The organism is Glutamicibacter sp. TV12E (assembly GCF_052441935.1).
Classification (GTDB): Bacteria; Actinomycetota; Actinomycetes; order Actinomycetales; family Micrococcaceae; genus Glutamicibacter.
Genome location: NZ_JBQVVF010000001.1, coordinates 1,000,063 through 1,016,480, shown reverse-complemented (window position 1 = coordinate 1,016,480; position 16,418 = coordinate 1,000,063). Strand labels below are relative to the sequence as shown.

Here is a 16,418-nt window from a genome sequence, read left to right as displayed (position 1 = left end):
ACACTTGGACTGTCTGCAATCCTACTTAAGTAGGAGGGGCTCAGGGAGCGTTGGCTGAAATAGGCCAGGGCACTGCCGTAGGGTATAAATGTGCCACATATGAACGACTACCGAATCCGCATGGCGACCGAGAATGACGTGCGCAAGGCGCTGGAGATGAAGCTGCAATGCTGGCGCGAAGCCTATGCCGGACTGCGCGAACCATCCTTTTTCGCCCATCATGAGCAAGAGCTCGACGGGCAGGTTGCGTGGTGGGAACGCGGGCTGGCCTCCGGCGCGCAGTTTTTCATCGCCGAAGACCCCCAGGGGACGATCATCGGCTTGGCCGGGGCAACCCCGAGCATCGATGAAGACCAGGATGCCGGCGTCGATATTGAGCTGGGCATGCTCTACGTGCTCGAGCAGTACTACGGCAGCGGACTGGGCGCCCACCTGATGCAAGTGGTGCTCGGGCAGCGCGACGCCCTGGTCTGGGTGCTGGAAGGCAACCACCGGGCGCAGGCATTTTTTGAAAAACAAGGGTTCACCGCCGATGGAACCACCGAAGCACTGGTAGGCACCTGGCAAGGACTCGTAGAACGACGGATGGTGCGCGCACATGGCTAGGGACACCGGGGACTCGTTGCTTGGCGAATTCCCCATTGATACCGGAAGCGCCATGATCGAGGCCGACCCCTATGGCGGCAACCGCTACATCCTGAAGGTCAACGGCGTCCCGTCCTCGCACGTGGACCTGGATGATCCGACGTACCTCGACTTCGAGTACATGCGCTGGATGGAACCGATTTTCACCTGCGGTTTCCCGGCCAGCGACTTCGACGGGCGCGCCCGCAAGCTGCGTGTGCTGCATCTGGGCGGAGGCGGCTGCTCCATGGCCCGCTGGGTCGCGGCAAGCTACGAGAACGCCCGCCAGGTAGTAGTGGAACTGGATGCCAAGCTGGCGGAACTGGTGCGCACCTCGTTCGACGTGCCCCGTGCGCCGCTGGTGCGGCTGCGCGTGGGCGATGCCGGCCAGGTGCTGCCCACCTTGAGCGATGATAGCCGCGACGTGATCATCCGCGACGTTTTTGCCGGAAGCACCACCCCGCGCGAACTGACCACGGTGGACTATGCCCGCCATGCCCAGCGGGTGCTGGACGGCGGCGGGGTGTACATCATGAACTGCGGGGACACCGCCGATCTGGCCGGGGCCAAGGCCGAAGCAGCCACCCTGCTTGAAGTTTTCGAGCACGTGGCCATGATTGCCGACCCGCCGATGCTCAAGGGCCGGCGCTACGGCAATATCGTCTTCCTCGCCAGCGATGAGCCGCTCACGCTCGGCGCCGCTTTTGAGCGCAACCTGCGCACCGCCCCGCTGCCAGCGCAACTGGTGTCCGGGGCTTCGGTGCAGCGCTTTGCCGCGGGGGCCAGCCCGATCCTTCCCCAGGTCTAGGCCCTAGGCTTCGGAACCGATCCGGTAGCTGGAGCCATCGGCTGCGCGCAGCAGCAGGGCATGATCGACCATATAGCGGCGCAGCAGGGCGGTATCGGGGTGGAAGACCCGCAGCCGCTCGTTCAGCTGCTCTTCGCGCAGCTGCTCCGCCGGGCTGATGACCGCGTCGCGGATATGCACCAGCACCTCGTGCCGGTCCCCGGGCTTGGCCGGAAGAGCCGCCAGGCGGGGACCGTCGAAAAAGCGCTGGATGCCGCTGCGATCGGCCTTCTGCGCGCTCGCCGAAGACAGGGTCCGCTCCAGCAGCCGTTCGTTGACCTGCCAGCTTTCCCCGTCATGGCGGAGCAAGCCGATCTTTTCCCAGCGCGCCAGGTCCTTGAGCTGGGACTTACTGGGCTCTGCGGGCATCCCGGTTCCGGCAAGCACTGCCCCGAGCAGCTGGCGCATGCCCGGATTCTTCAACCCGGCAGCGACTTGGATCCATTGCCCGGCAATCGGGTGCTCTTCGCTCATGCTCTTTATCCTAGCCAATAGGCACCTGGATGAAGGTGCACAACAGCCCGCCATGGACAGGCCATGGCGGGCTGCAGCACGAAGCGCGGGATTACTTGACCCCGACCCACATTTCGATCAGGCCGATGCCGAAGAACAGCACGAAGGCCGCGGAGACAACCCACATCAGCGGGTGGATTTCCTTGGCGCGGCCCTGGGTGGCGCGGATGAACACGTAGGAGATGAAGCCGGCGCCGATGCCGTTGGCGATCGAATAGGTGAACGGCATCAGGGTGAAGGTCAGGAAGGCTGGCAGCGCAATGCCCCAGTCGTTCCAGTCGATCTTGGAGACCTGGGTGATCATCATGAAGCCAACGACCACCAGGGCCGGAGCCACAGCCTCGAAAGGCACCAGGTAGATCAGCGGGCTCAGGAACATCGCGACGATCATCAGCAGGCCGGTGACCACCGAGGCCAGGCCGGTGCGTGCGCCTTCGCCGATGCCGGCACCGGACTCCACGAAGATCTGGGCCGAGGAGCTGGAGGTTCCGCCGCCTACGATGGCGCCGGCTGCATCAACCATCAGCACCTTGTCCACGTCGGGGATCTGCCCGTTCTCGTCCATGGTGCCGGCTTCGGAGGCCAGGCCTACCATGGTGCCCATGGCGTCGAAGAAAATCGAGAGCAGGATGACGAAGGCCAGCAGCGATGCCGCGGTGAAGCCGATCTTGCTGAACGCGCCGAAGATGCTCACCTGGCCGATCAACGAGAGGTCGGGCAGGGTCCACTCCGGCAGGGATGGAACTACCAGGGACCAGCCGCCGGTCTCGAATTCGCCGATGTGGAAGACGGCTTCGAGGATGTTGGCCAGGATGGCGGAGACGACGATGCCGATCAGGATCGCCCCCTTGACCTTGCGCACCACCAGTGCCATGGTCAGCAGCAGGCCGATGATGAAGACCAGGATTGGCCAGCCCATCAGCTCGCCGTCAAAGCCCAGCCCCACCGGCACGGTGGTATTCGCTGCATCCGGGATGCGCTGCACGAACCCGGCGTTCACCAGGCCGATCAAGGCAATGAACATGCCGATGCCCACCACGATGGCCGTTTTCAGCCCGGCCGGAACGGCGTTGAACACCGCGGTTCTGAAGCCGGTGAGCACCAGGACGAACATGACCACACCGGCGATGAGCACCAGTCCCATGACGTCGGCCCAGGTCAGTTCCGGGTTGGTGGCTACGGTGATGGCCACAAAAGCATTGACGCCCAGGCCGGTGGCCATGGCAAAGGGATGGCGGGCCCAAATGCCCATGAGGATGGTCAGGATGCCAGCCACGAAAGCGGTCACAGCGGCAACGCGCTGGATGCCCAGCTCACCGCCCGAGGAGTCGGCGCCGGAGAGCACCAGCGGGTTGAGGACGACGATGTAGCTCATCGCGAAGAATGTGGCGATGCCGCCGCGAACTTCGGTGGAGAACGTTGAACGCCGTTCCGAAATCTTGAAGTATCGGTCGATGCGCGCGGCCATAGAAGTCCCGGACGCGGTGTTTGTGGAGGAGGACATGCAAAAATTCTATGTCGTTTTAGTTGCGGAATGATACCTAATTCACGGCTAACTAGGCGCAATCAAAAATCTTTAGACCCAACTCACACCAAGAACTATCAAAGCAAGTACATTGGAGGTAAGGGAAATCACACCCATGTTGATCTGAGACTATGAAGGAGCGATTCAGATGAGTGACGAAGCGCCAGTCGCAGCAGAAAAGATCGAAGGAATTGTTGTCGGTGTCGACGGTTCGCAGCAAAGCAAGTGCGCGCTGCGCTGGGCCGAACGCGAGGCGGTGCGCCGCGGCAGCGTGCTGAATATCGTGTCTGCCTACACCATCCCGGTCTTTGCCGCATCCTCCATGGATGCCGGCTATTCGACCCTGGATGATGACCTGATTCGCGGTGGCGCCGAAGAAATCGTGCGCCAGGCGCGGATCGACCTTGAAGGCAGTGCGGCGCAGATCCGCACGTACATCGAGTCGGGGGACCCGGCCGGGGTGCTCCTGGATTTGAGCCAGGACGCTGAGCTGGTCGTGGTCGGTACCCGTGGACGTGGCGGTTTTGTGGGCCGCCTGCTCGGCTCCGTGTCCTCGGCCCTGCCAGCCCACTCCAAGTGCCCGACCGTGGTCGTGCCTTTATGCATGTCCAAGGAGCAGGACGCCACCGGAGATGTGGCCGCTGATCGCAAGTGCATTGTGGTTGGCGTGGATGGTTCTGACCGGGCTCGCTCCGCGGTGCTCGCGGCCGCTGACGCGGCGATGGCCAGCGATCTGACGCTGCGCCTGATCTGCGCGGTGCCACCGGTGGGTGCGGCGCTGGCATGGATGCCGGCGACCATTGACCAGGAAGCGGTGCTCGAAGATGTCCGCTATCAGATGGGCGTGGGCACGAAGTGGCTGCGTTCGCACTACCCTGAGCTGAAGATGGAAACCGACGTGGTCTCCGGGCCTCCGGTCGAGGTGCTGATCCGCGAGTCCGAGCATGCGGTGTTGACCGTGACCGGTTCGCGAGGCCGCGGTGGATTCACCGGCATGCTGCTGGGGTCCACTTCGCAGGGCGTGCTGCACCACTCCAAGGGTCCGGTCATGGTGGTTCCCGATTCCGAGGATCCGCGGCTGGACGATCGCAAGAACTTCGATACCCGAGCCCAGGAGCAGTAGCTGCGGCCACTGCCGAAGCCGAATAGCGGAAGGCCACGCACCCATCGGGTGCGTGGCCTTCCGCTATTCGGCGGCTGCTTCTAGTAGCGAGCTGCCTTTGAGTACAGGTTGTTGACCCAGCTCAATGGCGTCACCGAAATGCCGACACTTGGGTTGCGGGCGTGGACGACATTGCCGTTCCCGATGTAGATGGCTACGTGATAGAACGAGGATCCGCCGTTGGAAGAGGAGAACACCAGGTCGCCCGGGCGCAGGTTGCTCAGCGACACATACTGCGGTGCGCTGAAGAACTGCTGGGTCGAGGTGCGTGGCAGGCTGATGCCCGACTGGCTGAAGGCGCGCTGCGAGAAGCTCGAGCAGTCAAAGGCGTTAGGGCCGTTGCCGCCGTAGACGTAGTACTTGCTTGGATCGTCAGCGGTCTTCAAGGCCCAGGCGATGGCGGCCGAGTAGCTGCGGCCAGTGTCCGGCTCCGGCTGTGGCTCCGCGGTCTTGGTTGGCTCAGGCTTTGGAGTTGGCTTAGGGGTCGGCTTCGGCGTTGGAGTCGGCTTGGGCTCCGCGGTCTTGGTCGGCTTGGGCTCAGGCTTCGGCGTTGGTTTAGGCTCAGCCGTTTTGGTCGGCTTTGGCTCCGCGGTCTTGGTCGGCTTTGGCTCAGGCTTCGGAGTCGGCTTCGGTTCCGCGCTCTTGGTTGGCTTGGGCTCAGCGGTCTTGGTTGGTTCCGGCTGTGGCTCGGCAGTCTTGGTTGGCTCGGCCTTAGGAGGCTTTGGCACTGCCGTTGGAGTCAGGGTTTCGAGGTCAACTGCTTTTGGCTTGATCGTTGGCTCATCGTCGGAATCGGTAGGTTCCAGTTCCTGGGGCTCAGCTACTGCCAGTGGCTTAATTGCCGCAGGCTTTTCTGCAGGAACCTCGGTGGTGTCTTCGGTAGCGATGGCCGCTTCGAGGGCTGCTTCCTGTTCCTGGGCTTCCTTTTTCTCTACTGCCTTGCGAACTTCAGCTTCTTCCTTCTGCTGCAGGGCAGCGAGGTTGCCGATGAGCTCATTGCGGAGCTTCTTCTCTGGCTCCACGGCTGATTCGTAGGTGTTGAGGGTGCTGTTGGCGGTGGCAGCAGCCGAGTCGTAGTTGGCTGCTGCATCTTCGGCTGCGCTCTGGGCCGCGTCAGCATATTCCTGCCAGGCTGAAACTAGTGCTTCTGCCTCGGAGGCGGTGTTGACCGACTGGACCTGCTGTTCGCTCAGTGCGTCGATGGTGGCGGCCTTGTAGAAGAGGTCGCCTTCCTTGTTGTCATCCAGCAGGAGGCCCAAAGTGGAGGTGCCAGCGCCATTGCGGTAGATGTCCGAGGCGATAGCGCCCAGGTCCTTGCGGCTCTGGGCTAGATAGGTCTTTGCGTAATCGAGCTGCTTGACGGCCTTCTCGGCTTCGGCAGTGCGCTGGTCGCGCTCTTCACCAGCGGAAAGCAGGGATTCCTGCGCCTCGGCAGCTTCGGTTTCAACCCGTTGCAGTTCAGCGCGGCTTGAAGCCAGGGAAGCCTCGATGCGAGCGATCATGGCGTTCGTGGAGTCTTTGCTCTTCTTGGCTTCTTGGATTTCTGCATCCGTTGGCAGAGCCGAAGTGCTTGGTGCAGCTGCTATGGAGACAGATGCTGGGAACGTAGCTGAAGTAGATGCGGACGCGGGCAAGGCACCTGCAAGGCAGGATGCTGCTAAGGCCAGTGTGCTAGCAGCAACACCGAGCGTGTGGCGAGTAGCCATATCGTTCCTCACTAAGTTCATGGATGACATGGAGCGTTCAAACCGTGACTTCCTGAGGAGGAAAGGTCACGAATAGGACAAGGCTCCAAATAGCACATTAGGCCAACTGCAACATCCTTGGCAACACTGTTCACATCAGTCACATGAATCCCAAACGTGTAATTTACTTGCGGTTATGGGGTGTGATCTGCGGGAACGCAAGGCAGTGCGGGCGGATTTTCCTGAAAGAAACCTTGGAAATTTTTTTAGAGGCCTGCAGGAAAGTGTTATCTGAATGCTCGCATCATGAAGCTTCGGTAACGCTGCGGATGCGCTAGAAGGGCTGTGGCAAAGCTGATCCGAATTCCGCCACCAAAAAGCCGCCTTTAAAAGGGAGGGTTTTCGGAGAGCTCGGAACGGCGTTCTCCGAAGATCGGGGAGGAGCTGCTCTTGCACGGGAAGATCCAATGTGTTCTGACTCTCTTTGCAATCCCCTCTGGCCACCGGATTCGGGAAAATTTGTGAGGCAGATCTCAAAAGATGTTTTGGCGAATTTGGGCTCAGGACCACCCCAAAGCATGCAATCTGTGGTCATCGATTCCAAAGTGGTGGGCCACCTCGTGCATGACCGTGACGCCTATTTCGCGAACGACATCTTCCCGGGTTTTGCAGGCTCGAAGAGTCGGATTTTTGAAGATCGTAATCTGGTCGGGAAGTGCGCCTGCGCTCCAGCCCAAGTCCCTTTCGGTAAGGGCGACGCCCTCGTATTGCCCCAGAATTTCAATGTTTTTTGGCTCGCCTGGCCGAGGGGAGTATTCGTCTTCGATAAAGAAAATGACGTTATCCATCATGGCGAAAGCTGCCTTTGGAATGGCGTCGATCGCCTGCTCAACCAGCTGTTCAAACTCGTCATCACTCATCTCTAAAGCCATGTTTTCAGCCTAGTTGCGAACCTCGGAATTGGCATCGAAAAAACGGCTCGGGAGCCGATTTTGCGAAATCAAAAAACCCCACGTATAGTTATTGGAGTCCGCTACGGAGACGCAAGAAACCGAAGCGACTTAGGCCCCCATCGTCTAGCGGCCTAGGACACCGCCCTTTCACGGCGGCGGCACGGGTTCGAATCCCGTTGGGGGTACAAACAACTAATTCATTAGTTGTCAGATGGATAAAATCCATTGGCTTGCGAAAGCAAGGCCCTGTAGCGCAGTTGGTTAGCGCGCCGCCCTGTCACGGCGGAGGTCGCGGGTTCAAGTCCCGTCAGGGTCGCTCGATTTACTAATCTATTAGTAAATTTGGTGTCCACTTAGTGGTACCAGGCTCTGTAGCTCAGTTGGTAGAGCGTTCGACTGAAAATCGAAAGGTCACCGGATCGACGCCGGTCGGAGCCACGCAGGCCCTCGGTTTACCGAGGGTTTTACTGTGTGTATTGAAAGTAATTCAACACACTAGGCCCTGTAGCGCAGTTGGTTAGCGCGCCGCCCTGTCACGGCGGAGGTCGCGGGTTCAAGTCCCGTCAGGGTCGCCAATAAACAGATGCTCCGGTTTTCCGGAGCATTTGCTGTATCCGCTGTTAATTAATTGGCGCGTCCCAAATGGCGTGGACCGAGCCAGCGGTTGCTCAGCCTGCGATAGGCCGCAGCGGCTCCAGTCATATCCCCGTCATCCAATGCCTGCAAGCCATCCAGGAGATCACCGGCTGAATCGTCGGGCCAAACTATTTCAGCCAGCAGCCCGTAGTCCAGCTCAATCACTGCACGGCTATCAAAGGTCTCCAGCCAGCTGCCCAGGGCGCCCAGCTCCTCGAAGAGCTGCGACTGCGGCGCGTGGGTCACCAAGGTCTGGACTGCCCACGCAAGTCGTTCCACTGCCTGATCGAAGCCAATGTACATGCGCACGGTCTTCAGGCGGTCGCCCTCATGGATCACTTCATGCTCGTCATCCTCGCGGAACAGGGCGAACCAGCTCAGCGGAATGCCCCATGAAGACGTGCGGGTGTGAAGGTGCGTCAGATCTCCTGCGAGCCGGTCGGGATTAACGCGCTGTGCATTAGCCTGCCGGGAAACTGGCGGAACGAGAAGGTCGAAAACTTCAGGCCGGATGGCTTCTTCAGCCTGTTCGGCCGCTAGCAGGCTGCGCGCCTGCAACTGTCCTGGGCAGTAGCGGGTGTGCTCCGTGCCCTGATAGTCCAGGGTCTTGATGGCCCGGAAGAATTCTGGCTCATTGTGCGGGAAGGGGTCGGAAACCCTGCGCAGGGTGCGCTGCCAGAGGCGTTCGTTCTCAAACTCGTCCCATTGCTGGGCAGTCCGCTGTGGCGTGCGCAGAATGATTGACTGGGCCCAGTCTTCAAAGGTGTCCAGCGGTTCATAAACACGCAGGTGCGCCGTGGCCGAAGTGAGCTCATTGGTGGGCCCAGTCAATTTGGAAGTCATGGTTAGTCCGAGAGCTCCACGATCACCGGCGCGTGGTCGCTAGCGCCCTTGCCCTTGCGTTCCTCGCGGTCAATGCTTGCCGCGGTGACTCGTGCGGTGAGCGCGGGGGAGGTCAAGGAGAAGTCGATGCGCATGCCTTCGCCCTTGGGGAAGCGCAGCTGGGTGTAATCCCAGTAGGTGTACTGGCCCGCGGTGTAGCCGCGAACGACGTCGCTGAAGCCCAGATCCTCAAAAGCGGTGAACGCCGCGCGCTCGGGAGCCGAAACGTGCGTGAGCTTATTTTCCAGGAAGAAATCAATGTCCCAGACATCTTCATCCTTCGGTGCGATATTCCAGTCGCCCATCAGGGCGATCTGAGCCTCCGGGTTCTCGGCCAGCCATTGCCCGGAGCGTTCCTTGAGCTCGTTGAGCCAATTCAGCTTGTAGGCCATGTGCTCATCGTCCAGGGCCCGGCCGTTGGGGACGTACAAGCTCCAGATGCGAACGCCGCCGCAGGTCGCGGCCAGGGCGCGCGGCTCCTGAATCGGGTTCTTGCCGCCCTTGCCGAATTCAGGCTGGCCCGGGAAGGTGCGCTGTACATCTTCAAGGCCTACACGTGACGCGATGGCCACGCCATTCCATTGGTTAACGCCAAAGTGCGCTACCTCGTAGTCATTGTTCTCGAACAATTCCCACGGAAAATTCTCGTCTTTGCATTTCGTTTCCTGAATAGCCAGGACATCTACGTCGGTGCGTCGCAGCCAGTCCTCAACACGGTCGGCGCGGGCTCGCAGCGAGTTCACATTCCAAGTTGCAATCTTCACAAGTTCAACCTATCAAGTTTGCTGACCTGTGCCACTTCAATTTACTTGGAAGTCCGAGTATATTCGAGTGCAGAAGGTGACGCCAATCACTCCAAGGAGGCAATGTTGCCTGAAATCCTGACGGAACGTCGAGGCCACTTAGGCCTCATCACGCTTAACCGACCCAAAGCCCTCAACGCTTTGAATACTCAAATGTGCCAGATATTTCTTGATGCCTTGCTCGGTTGGCGTGATGACCCCGATATAAGCCAGGTCGCCGTCCAGGGCGCGGGGGAGCGCGGGCTATGCGCCGGTGGCGACATTGTCGCCATATACCAGGACATCAAGGAGCGCACCGGATCCTCCGAGAACTTCTGGCGTATCGAATACCAGCTCAACGTTTTGATCAATGAGTATCCCAAGCCCTACGTTGCCTTGATGGACGGCATCGTGCTCGGTGGCGGAATCGGCATCTCTGCACACGGAAGCCATCGAATCGTTACCGATGCCAGCAAGTGCGGCATGCCGGAAGTCGGCATCGGATTCTTCCCTGACGTTGGCGGAACGCATCTGCTGGGCAAGGCCCCGCGAGCAGCCGGACGGCTGGCCGCATTGACCGGAACTAAATTTGGCGCGGCCGATGCCATCCTCCTTGGGCTGGCTGACAGCTATGTGCCGCAGGCAAAACTGCCATCGTTACTGGCAGCGCTGGAAACCGAGGCTGCCCAAATCGCTATCGAGCGCTATGCGGAACGGCCGCCACAGGGCTTCATGCACGAGCCGTGGGTGCATGCCTTTGACGAGGACAATCTCCGCGCTGTGCTTCTCTCGCTGCAAGGCAGCGATGCACCTCGAGCGCAAGAGATGGCCGAAGCGCTTCGTGCTGCTTGCCCCAGTTCAGTGCGGCTGACCAGTGAACTCATGCGGCAGGCCGGCAATGATCTGCGCACGGATCTCAAGCGGGAATTCCGGGCCGCATTGCATCGGCTGGATGACCCGGACTTCGCAGAAGGCGTCCGGGCCGCGGTGATCGAAAAAGACCGGATGCCGCACTGGGTCGAATCGCTGCCCGGGATGAGCCATGAACAACGAACCGAACGGCACCTCGGCCCGCTTCCGGGTGCCGAACTGAACTACGCCTTGCTGGGTGCAAGCCAAGGAGAAAAGAGCACATCATGAGCGACAAGCCAGTCATCGGCTTTTTGGGTCTGGGCCATATGGGTTTGCCGATGGCCATCAATCTGCATCGTGCCGGCTATCAGCTGAAGGGATTCGACGTGGTACCTGCTGCGGTGCAGGCCGCGCAGGAAGCCGGGATCGAAACCGTGGGCAACGGCGCTGAAGCCGCCGTCGACGTAGACATAGTGCTGACCATGTTCCCTTCCGGGCAGCATGTTCTTGACGCCTATGCGCAATATCTATTGAAAAGCGCCAAGCCCAATACGCTGTTTCTGGAATGCTCCACCATCGATGTTGCCCAGGCCCGGCAAGCCGCGGAGCTTGCGGTGGCAGCTGGCCACCGCAGCGCCGATGCCCCGGTGTCTGGCGGCGTAGTGGGCGCCGAAGCTGGGACCTTGACCTTTATGCTCGGCGCGCAGGGTGAGGACTTGGAAGAGATTACCGCGGTCCTTGAGCACATGGGCAAGAGAATCGTGCACTGCGGTGGCTATGGCGCAGGCCAGGCGGCCAAGGTCTGCAACAACATGCTGTTGGGCATCTCCATGATCGGGGCGGCCGAGGCCTTTGTGCTCGGCGAGCGATTGGGCCTGGAGCATCAGGCGCTCTATGACGTGATTTCCTCGGCTTCAGGCCAATGCTGGGCGGTGACCACCAACTGCCCGGTGCCTGGTCCGGTGCCGACCTCGCCGGCAAACCGGGATTATCAGCCAGGGTTTGCCGCGGCCTTGATGGCCAAGGATCTTGGGCTGGCGACCAGCGCGTTGGAGCATACCACCACAGATGCCCAGCTCGGTTCCCTTGCAGCTGGCTTGTATCGGAAGTTCAGCGACGAGGGCAATGCGGGAACGGATTTCTCCGGCATCATCAACGCCATTCGCGATGGATCGCTATAGGAAATCCCCGGAGGCCTTGCGAAAGCGGGCAAGGATTTCGAATAGCTCGATGGCGTCCATGCCGGAGAGCTTGCTCTGGGCAAAAAGCTGCTCGTTGAGATCGTCCCGGGCCGCGCCGAGGACCTTCTGCCCTTGAGTGGTGAGTTCCAGCAGCCGGGTGCGGCCATCGGTCGGGTGCGCAATGCGGCGCACCAGGCCGGTGGATTCCAAGCGGTCTACCGAGTTGGTCAGGCTGGTGGCGTGCACCTGGAGCAGGTCGCTGGCCTGGCTCATGGGCAGCGATCCCCGCTTGGAGAATCCCAGCAGGGCCAGGACCTCAAAACGCGCAAAGGTCAGCCCGTGCGGCTTGAGGATCGCATCGGCGCGCTGCAAGAAGATCGACGCAGTACGCATTACCGCGGTAATCGCGGCCATGGAATCAGCTTGGGCTGTCCATCCATGTGAAATCCACTGTTCCCGGGCCTGGGCAATCGGGTCGCGTGGCAACGGAGAAGTCATTTGAATACCCCCATAAGAAGACCTAGTCCAACAATATACTTGGACTTCCTAAGGTTTGGAAGGAGAACCCCCATGGACCTATTGGGTGTGGCGCAACAGCTTGGCGATCACGAACATGAACGCCTGCTGGAAGTGCGAGAACTGGTGCAGGACAAAATCCGCAAGCAGTCCATCGGCTACTGGAACCGCGAAGAATTCCCCAAGGATCTGGTGGCACTGCTGGCGCAGCATGGACTAGCCGGAATGCAATTAGAAGAATGCTCGCACCTGCTGCGCGGCCTGATTCATGCGGAAATCGCCAGGGCGGATATCTCGCTGTCCTCGGTGGTGGGCATCCACAATGAGCTGGTGGTCGGGATGATTCATGAACTTGGTTCCCAGGAGCAGCGGGACCTGTGGCTGCCCAAGCTCATGGCCTTTGAAGCCTTCGGCGCCTTTGCCCTGACCGAACCCGAGCACGGCTCTGATATCGCTGGGGGAGTGCAATGCACCGCCCGGCGCGACGGGGACGCATACGTTATTTCCGGAGCCAAGCGCTGGATCGGCATGGGAACCATAAGCGACTTCGCACTGATCTGGGCCAAGGACGAAGGCACCGGAGATCTTGGCGCGTACCTTGTGGAATCCGACCGCCCGGGCTACGCCGCCACCAAGATTGAACATAAAATCGGGCTGCGGATCATGCAAAATGCGGACATCGCTTTTGAGCAGGTGCGCATCCCGGTGGCCAACAAGCTTCCCGGGGCGAGCAGTTTTGCCTCCGCCAACGGGTTGCTGATGCAATCCCGGGCCTGGGTGGGCTGGCAGGCGGTTGGCGCGATGATGGCAACCCTGGATATCTGCCAGGCCTACGCCCTTGAGCGACAGCAATTTGGTCAGCCCATTGCGTCCTTCCAGCTGATACAGCAGTCGCTGGCGCAGATCGCCGGCAATTTGAGCCTCTGCCTGTCGATGATGGGCGATATTGCCCGCAAGCAGGAGCGCGGAGATCTGCAGATGGTTGATGCGGCCATGGCAAAGTCCACTGCCACCCGGCTGGCACGGGAATCCGCGGCGCTGGGCAGGGCATTAATGGGCGGAAATGGAGTGGTGAGCGACTTTGAGATGGCCAAGGTGTTCTGCGACGTGGAAATCCTGCACACCTATGAAGGCACCTACGAAATCAATTCGCTCATTGTTGGGCGGGCGTTGACAGGCATCAGCGCGTTTGTATAGCGGGCGTTGAGCGGATCGAAAACAAATAAAACACTAACAAGTACTTTCCGTTTCGGAAAGTACTTGTCAGTGTTGGGGTATTCGAAGGTTCGCAGGCAAAGGAGCAGGATCATGAAAGCGACGTTCAGCACTTGGTACCTCACCGCGATCATCGTGGCGGGATTGGCCTTTTTTGCTCTTGCACTCAGCGCGTACGCCACCGGTCAACAGGCCATGATTTTCATCGGCATGGGGATCTTCACGGTTACCACCATGACAATGGCCTCGTTGTTTGCGCAGCGGCAGCGCAAGGCCCTGGCATTGGACAGCAAATGAGCTCGGAACAGGAACTGGGCCCCGAAGAGCAATTGGCCGCGCTGGGCAAGGCACAGCAGGGCATGGATCGTGCCTCCGGGTACGGCGCCAGATTGCTGGGATCCTATTGCATAGCCCTGGGCCTGCTGATCGGCGGCCTCGCGGCGCTCTTGCAGATCTATCGCCCTGATGAGAAATTCGCCGGATTTATCGTCATCATGGTGCTGTTTGCCGTAGCCGTTCTCGCGATGTCCTTGGCCTATGGGAAGCTCTACCGTTCGCTTCCGAGGGGATACTCGAAAATGTACCTGCGCGGATTTATTGCCAGCATGGTGCTCTACACGCTGGCAGTGGCATTGATTGGTGCAGGACCGCTGAATTGGCCGGCAATGGCGCTCATTGGCGTTGTGGTTGCTGCGCCATTGTGCGCGACTGGAATTGCGATGGTGCGGCGATGAGCGACCATGCCCGGGATCGGCTGAATGGAGATTTCTCGAACCCCCTGCGGCTGTCGGTCATGGGGTCGCTGCAGGCCGTGGACGAGGCTGATTTCAAGTCCCTGAAAGAAGCCCTTGGCGTCTCCGATTCGGTGCTTTCGCGGCATTTGAGCGCGCTTGAGGCTGGCGGCTACGTGCAGATCAAAAAAGGGTATGTAGGCAAAAGGCCCCGCACCTGGGCGAAGCTCACTTCGACCGGGCGCAAGGCCTTTGCGCAACATATTCAAGCGCTGAAAGAGATTACCGGTTTGATGTAATCCCTAGGCGCGCCACCACTGATCCCAGTAGGTGGCCGGCACCGCACGCTTATGGCGCGAGGCCACAAAGCGCTTCTCGATGGCCTCGGCGGCCGATTCGGCAACTTCGCGCCCCTCGAGGTAGTCATCGATCTGATCGTAGGTCAGGCCGAGCTCTTCCTCGTCGGCGCGCTGTGGCTGGCCATCAAGCAGGTCGGCGGTGGGCTTCTTGGACCAGAGCAATTCAGGAGCCTGCAATTCACGCAGCAAGGCCTGGTTTTGCCGCTTGTTCAGGCCGGCCAGCGGCAGCAGGTCAGCACCTCCATCGCCAAACTTGGTGAAGAAGCCGGTCACCGATTCGGCGGCGTGGTCGGTGCCCAAAACCAGCATGCCGCGATCGCCTGCGATGGCGTACTGCACGATCATGCGGGTGCGGGCTTTTGCGTTGCCGCGGTTGAAGTCGCTGATCTTCGGGTGGCCGGCATCGGCGATCGCTTCATCCAGGGCAGCCACCGGCTTGGCGATATTAACCTCGAACTGCTCATCGGCGGCAATGAAGTCCATGGCCGCGGCGGCATCGTCGGCATCTTGCTGCACCCCGTGCGGGAGGCGTACCGAAACGAAGCGAGCCTCGCCTGAAGCTTCGCGCACTTCCTGAACCGCCAGCTGGGCCAGGCGTCCGGCCAAGGTGGAATCAATTCCGCCAGAAATCCCCAGCACAAAGCCCTTGGCACCGGTCGCGGCGAGGTAGTCCTTGAGGAAATCGACGCGACGCCTGATCTCCTGCGCGGCGTCGATTTCCGGGCGTACGCCCAGCTCTTCAATGATCTCTGCTTGCAATTCACGCATGTCTTCAATCCTAGGCAGTCGGCACGGCTATAGGAGGCCAGGGGCCGCGTTTGCCTCGAAAATTAATCTGTTCTCAACATACGCTGCAACGGCAACCGGCTACTGCTGGGCTTGCTCCGGATCCCAGCCGAGGCTGCGTGCAATCTTTTCCAGAGTCTGCACCACCGCATCATATTCCGAGCCGTCCAGATCTTGCCCGAACTGCGTGCGGATCTTTTCCACCAGCTCGCTGAGCTTCAGCAGGGAGATGTGGCCGCGGTCGGTGATCGAATACTCGCCGTCGTGGACGGTGACCCAGCCCGATTCCACCAGTTCGGCCAGATGCTCGTTCAATGATTGCGGCTCATCCTCGGAAGCGAAGAAGGGCGAGAGCCCGGCATTCAGCTGCGCCTCGGTGGCCGGTTGCTGCTCCAGCAAGTTGAGCACCTGCCACTGCCGGCGTGTCACACCGTGTTCTTCCAAGGTCGCTGCAAACTGCTCGTCAATCAGCGAATCCACCAATTTTAGCCAGTATCCCAAGGGGCGTTGTGCGTTCATAAAATCAGCCTAGCGATGATGCCGACTAGAATCGAGAGTATGAGCAAAACCAGCGCCCGAGAGCGGCTAAAAGAACTGATCCAAGAACTTGCCATTGTGCGCGGCAAGGTCATCTTGTCTTCCGGCAAGGAAGCTGACTACTACATCGATTTGCGCCGAGTCACCCTGCATCAGGAGGCTTCGGGCCTGGTGGGCGAAGTCATGCTTGATCTGCTGGATGAAGCGAAGCTTGAGTTCACCAACGTTGGCGGCTTGACCATGGGCGCAGACCCGGTGGGCACCGCAATCATGCACACCGCGCGCGCCAATGATCGCGCCGTGGATGCCTTCGTGGTTCGCAAGGCGCAGAAGTCCTACGGCATGGGCCGCCAGGTCGAGGGGCCAAGCGTCGAGGGACGCGATGTCATCGTGCTGGAAGATACTTCCACCACCGGTGGCTCGGCGCTGACCGCCGTTGAAGGCGTGCGCAAGGCCGGAGGCAATGTGATCGCTGTAGCTGTGATCGTTGACCGCGATACCGGCGCCAAGGAACGCATCGAGGCAGAAGCTGGCGTTCCTTACCTGTTCGCCTACGGCAAGGATGAGCTGGGGCTGTAGCCAGCGCGAATATTCCTGCCTGACACCCGCCATTCCGGATCTTCCGGGATGGC

The 16,418-nt window shown here is 60.3% G+C and carries 19 protein-coding genes and 4 tRNA genes; 14 read left to right on the top strand and 9 right to left on the bottom strand.

Annotated features, from left to right (window positions below; all coding sequences use genetic code 11):
* Positions 1–99 precede the first annotated feature (99 nt).
* The gene (locus ACT7DV_RS04665; RefSeq protein ID WP_444661102.1) at positions 100–606 is read left to right on the top strand and encodes a GNAT family N-acetyltransferase; all 507 of its coding nucleotides are present in this window, start codon (positions 100–102) and stop codon (positions 604–606) included.
* Positions 599–1,432, top strand: coding sequence for a spermidine synthase (locus tag ACT7DV_RS04660; RefSeq protein ID WP_444661101.1), 834 nt, complete (start codon positions 599–601; stop codon positions 1,430–1,432). The genes ACT7DV_RS04665 and ACT7DV_RS04660 overlap by 8 nt, the downstream gene beginning before the upstream one ends.
* 3 nt (positions 1,433–1,435) lie before the next feature.
* Here ACT7DV_RS04660 and ACT7DV_RS04655 read toward each other — a convergent pair whose 3' ends face one another.
* A complete protein-coding gene (locus ACT7DV_RS04655) occupies positions 1,436–1,945 on the bottom strand; it encodes a DUF2087 domain-containing protein (protein WP_444661100.1) in 510 nt (169 codons plus the stop codon).
* 91 nt (positions 1,946–2,036) lie between these two features.
* Positions 2,037–3,488, bottom strand: coding sequence for an NCS2 family permease (locus ACT7DV_RS04650; protein WP_444661099.1), 1,452 nt, complete (start codon positions 3,486–3,488; stop codon positions 2,037–2,039).
* 169 nt (positions 3,489–3,657) lie between these two features.
* Between ACT7DV_RS04650 and ACT7DV_RS04645 the strand changes: the two genes are divergently transcribed.
* A complete protein-coding gene (locus ACT7DV_RS04645) occupies positions 3,658–4,632 on the top strand; it encodes a universal stress protein (RefSeq protein WP_444661098.1) in 975 nt (324 codons plus the stop codon).
* An 80-nt stretch (positions 4,633–4,712) separates the two neighbouring features.
* Here the strand turns inward: ACT7DV_RS04645 and ACT7DV_RS04640 are convergent, their stop codons facing one another.
* Together ACT7DV_RS04640 and ACT7DV_RS04635 are read right to left on the bottom strand one after the other, a co-directional pair.
* Positions 4,713–6,377: an NlpC/P60 family protein gene (locus tag ACT7DV_RS04640; RefSeq protein ID WP_444661097.1), complete on the bottom strand. Its 1,665-nt coding sequence runs from the start codon at positions 6,375–6,377 to the stop codon at positions 4,713–4,715.
* 539 nt (positions 6,378–6,916) lie between these two features.
* Positions 6,917–7,288 carry a metallopeptidase family protein gene (locus tag ACT7DV_RS04635; protein WP_444661096.1) on the bottom strand — a complete coding sequence of 124 codons (372 nt, stop codon included), beginning with the start codon at positions 7,286–7,288 and terminating at the stop codon, positions 6,917–6,919.
* A 133-nt stretch (positions 7,289–7,421) separates the two neighbouring features.
* On the opposite strand from ACT7DV_RS04635, the gene ACT7DV_RS04630 reads away from it, so the two are divergent.
* From ACT7DV_RS04630 to ACT7DV_RS04615, 4 genes are all read left to right on the top strand, one after another.
* A tRNA-Glu gene (locus tag ACT7DV_RS04630) sits at positions 7,422–7,494 on the top strand.
* 57 nt (positions 7,495–7,551) lie between these two features.
* Positions 7,552–7,625, top strand: a tRNA-Asp gene (locus tag ACT7DV_RS04625).
* A 49-nt stretch (positions 7,626–7,674) separates the two neighbouring features.
* A tRNA-Phe gene (locus ACT7DV_RS04620) sits at positions 7,675–7,747 on the top strand.
* Between the two features lie 60 nt (positions 7,748–7,807).
* A tRNA-Asp gene (locus ACT7DV_RS04615) sits at positions 7,808–7,884 on the top strand.
* A gap of 49 nt (positions 7,885–7,933) precedes the next feature.
* Here ACT7DV_RS04615 and ACT7DV_RS04610 read toward each other — a convergent pair.
* Together ACT7DV_RS04610 and ACT7DV_RS04605 are read right to left on the bottom strand one after the other, a co-directional pair.
* Positions 7,934–8,788 carry a hypothetical protein gene (locus tag ACT7DV_RS04610; RefSeq protein ID WP_444661095.1) on the bottom strand — a complete coding sequence of 285 codons (855 nt, stop codon included), beginning with the start codon at positions 8,786–8,788 and terminating at the stop codon, positions 7,934–7,936.
* A 2-nt stretch (positions 8,789–8,790) separates the two neighbouring features.
* The gene (locus tag ACT7DV_RS04605; RefSeq protein WP_444661094.1) at positions 8,791–9,591 is read right to left on the bottom strand and encodes an exodeoxyribonuclease III; all 801 of its coding nucleotides are present in this window, start codon (positions 9,589–9,591) and stop codon (positions 8,791–8,793) included.
* A gap of 102 nt (positions 9,592–9,693) precedes the next feature.
* Between ACT7DV_RS04605 and ACT7DV_RS04600 the strand changes: the two genes are divergently transcribed.
* Both ACT7DV_RS04600 and mmsB read left to right on the top strand, forming a co-directional pair.
* Positions 9,694–10,749: a 3-hydroxyisobutyryl-CoA hydrolase gene (locus tag ACT7DV_RS04600; protein WP_444661093.1), complete on the top strand. Its 1,056-nt coding sequence runs from the start codon at positions 9,694–9,696 to the stop codon at positions 10,747–10,749.
* On the top strand, positions 10,746–11,642 hold the full coding sequence (gene mmsB, locus ACT7DV_RS04595; RefSeq protein ID WP_444661092.1) for a 3-hydroxyisobutyrate dehydrogenase: 897 nt from the start codon (positions 10,746–10,748) through the stop codon (positions 11,640–11,642). The genes ACT7DV_RS04600 and mmsB overlap by 4 nt, the downstream gene beginning before the upstream one ends.
* On the opposite strand, the gene ACT7DV_RS04590 is transcribed toward mmsB, so the two are convergent.
* Positions 11,637–12,140 (bottom strand): MarR family winged helix-turn-helix transcriptional regulator, encoded by a 504-nt coding sequence (locus ACT7DV_RS04590; RefSeq protein WP_060700301.1) that lies wholly within the window; start codon positions 12,138–12,140, stop codon positions 11,637–11,639. The two genes, mmsB and ACT7DV_RS04590, sit on opposite strands and share 6 nt — an antisense overlap.
* Before the next feature lie 72 nt (positions 12,141–12,212).
* On the opposite strand from ACT7DV_RS04590, the gene ACT7DV_RS04585 reads away from it, so the two are divergent.
* From ACT7DV_RS04585 to ACT7DV_RS04570, 4 genes are all read left to right on the top strand, one after another.
* The gene (locus tag ACT7DV_RS04585; RefSeq protein WP_444661091.1) at positions 12,213–13,355 is read left to right on the top strand and encodes an acyl-CoA dehydrogenase family protein; all 1,143 of its coding nucleotides are present in this window, start codon (positions 12,213–12,215) and stop codon (positions 13,353–13,355) included.
* 111 nt (positions 13,356–13,466) lie between these two features.
* A complete protein-coding gene (locus tag ACT7DV_RS04580; RefSeq protein ID WP_444661090.1) occupies positions 13,467–13,670 on the top strand; it encodes a hypothetical protein in 204 nt (67 codons plus the stop codon).
* The gene (locus ACT7DV_RS04575) at positions 13,667–14,107 is read left to right on the top strand and encodes a hypothetical protein (protein ID WP_444661089.1); all 441 of its coding nucleotides are present in this window, start codon (positions 13,667–13,669) and stop codon (positions 14,105–14,107) included. The genes ACT7DV_RS04580 and ACT7DV_RS04575 overlap by 4 nt, the downstream gene beginning before the upstream one ends.
* On the top strand, positions 14,104–14,403 hold the full coding sequence (locus ACT7DV_RS04570; RefSeq protein WP_444661088.1) for a winged helix-turn-helix domain-containing protein: 300 nt from the start codon (positions 14,104–14,106) through the stop codon (positions 14,401–14,403). The genes ACT7DV_RS04575 and ACT7DV_RS04570 overlap by 4 nt, the downstream gene beginning before the upstream one ends.
* 3 nt (positions 14,404–14,406) lie before the next feature.
* On the opposite strand, the gene nadE is transcribed toward ACT7DV_RS04570, so the two are convergent.
* Positions 14,407–15,231 carry an ammonia-dependent NAD(+) synthetase gene (nadE, locus tag ACT7DV_RS04565; protein WP_444661087.1) on the bottom strand — a complete coding sequence of 275 codons (825 nt, stop codon included), beginning with the start codon at positions 15,229–15,231 and terminating at the stop codon, positions 14,407–14,409.
* Between the two features lie 99 nt (positions 15,232–15,330).
* Positions 15,331–15,768, bottom strand: a complete 438-nt coding sequence (locus tag ACT7DV_RS04560) for a MarR family winged helix-turn-helix transcriptional regulator (protein ID WP_146277380.1) — start codon at positions 15,766–15,768, stop codon at positions 15,331–15,333.
* Positions 15,769–15,807: 39 nt separating this feature from the next.
* Between ACT7DV_RS04560 and pyrE the strand changes: the two genes are divergently transcribed.
* Positions 15,808–16,365, top strand: a complete 558-nt coding sequence (pyrE, locus tag ACT7DV_RS04555; protein WP_171919695.1) for an orotate phosphoribosyltransferase — start codon at positions 15,808–15,810, stop codon at positions 16,363–16,365.
* Positions 16,366–16,418 lie beyond the last annotated feature (53 nt).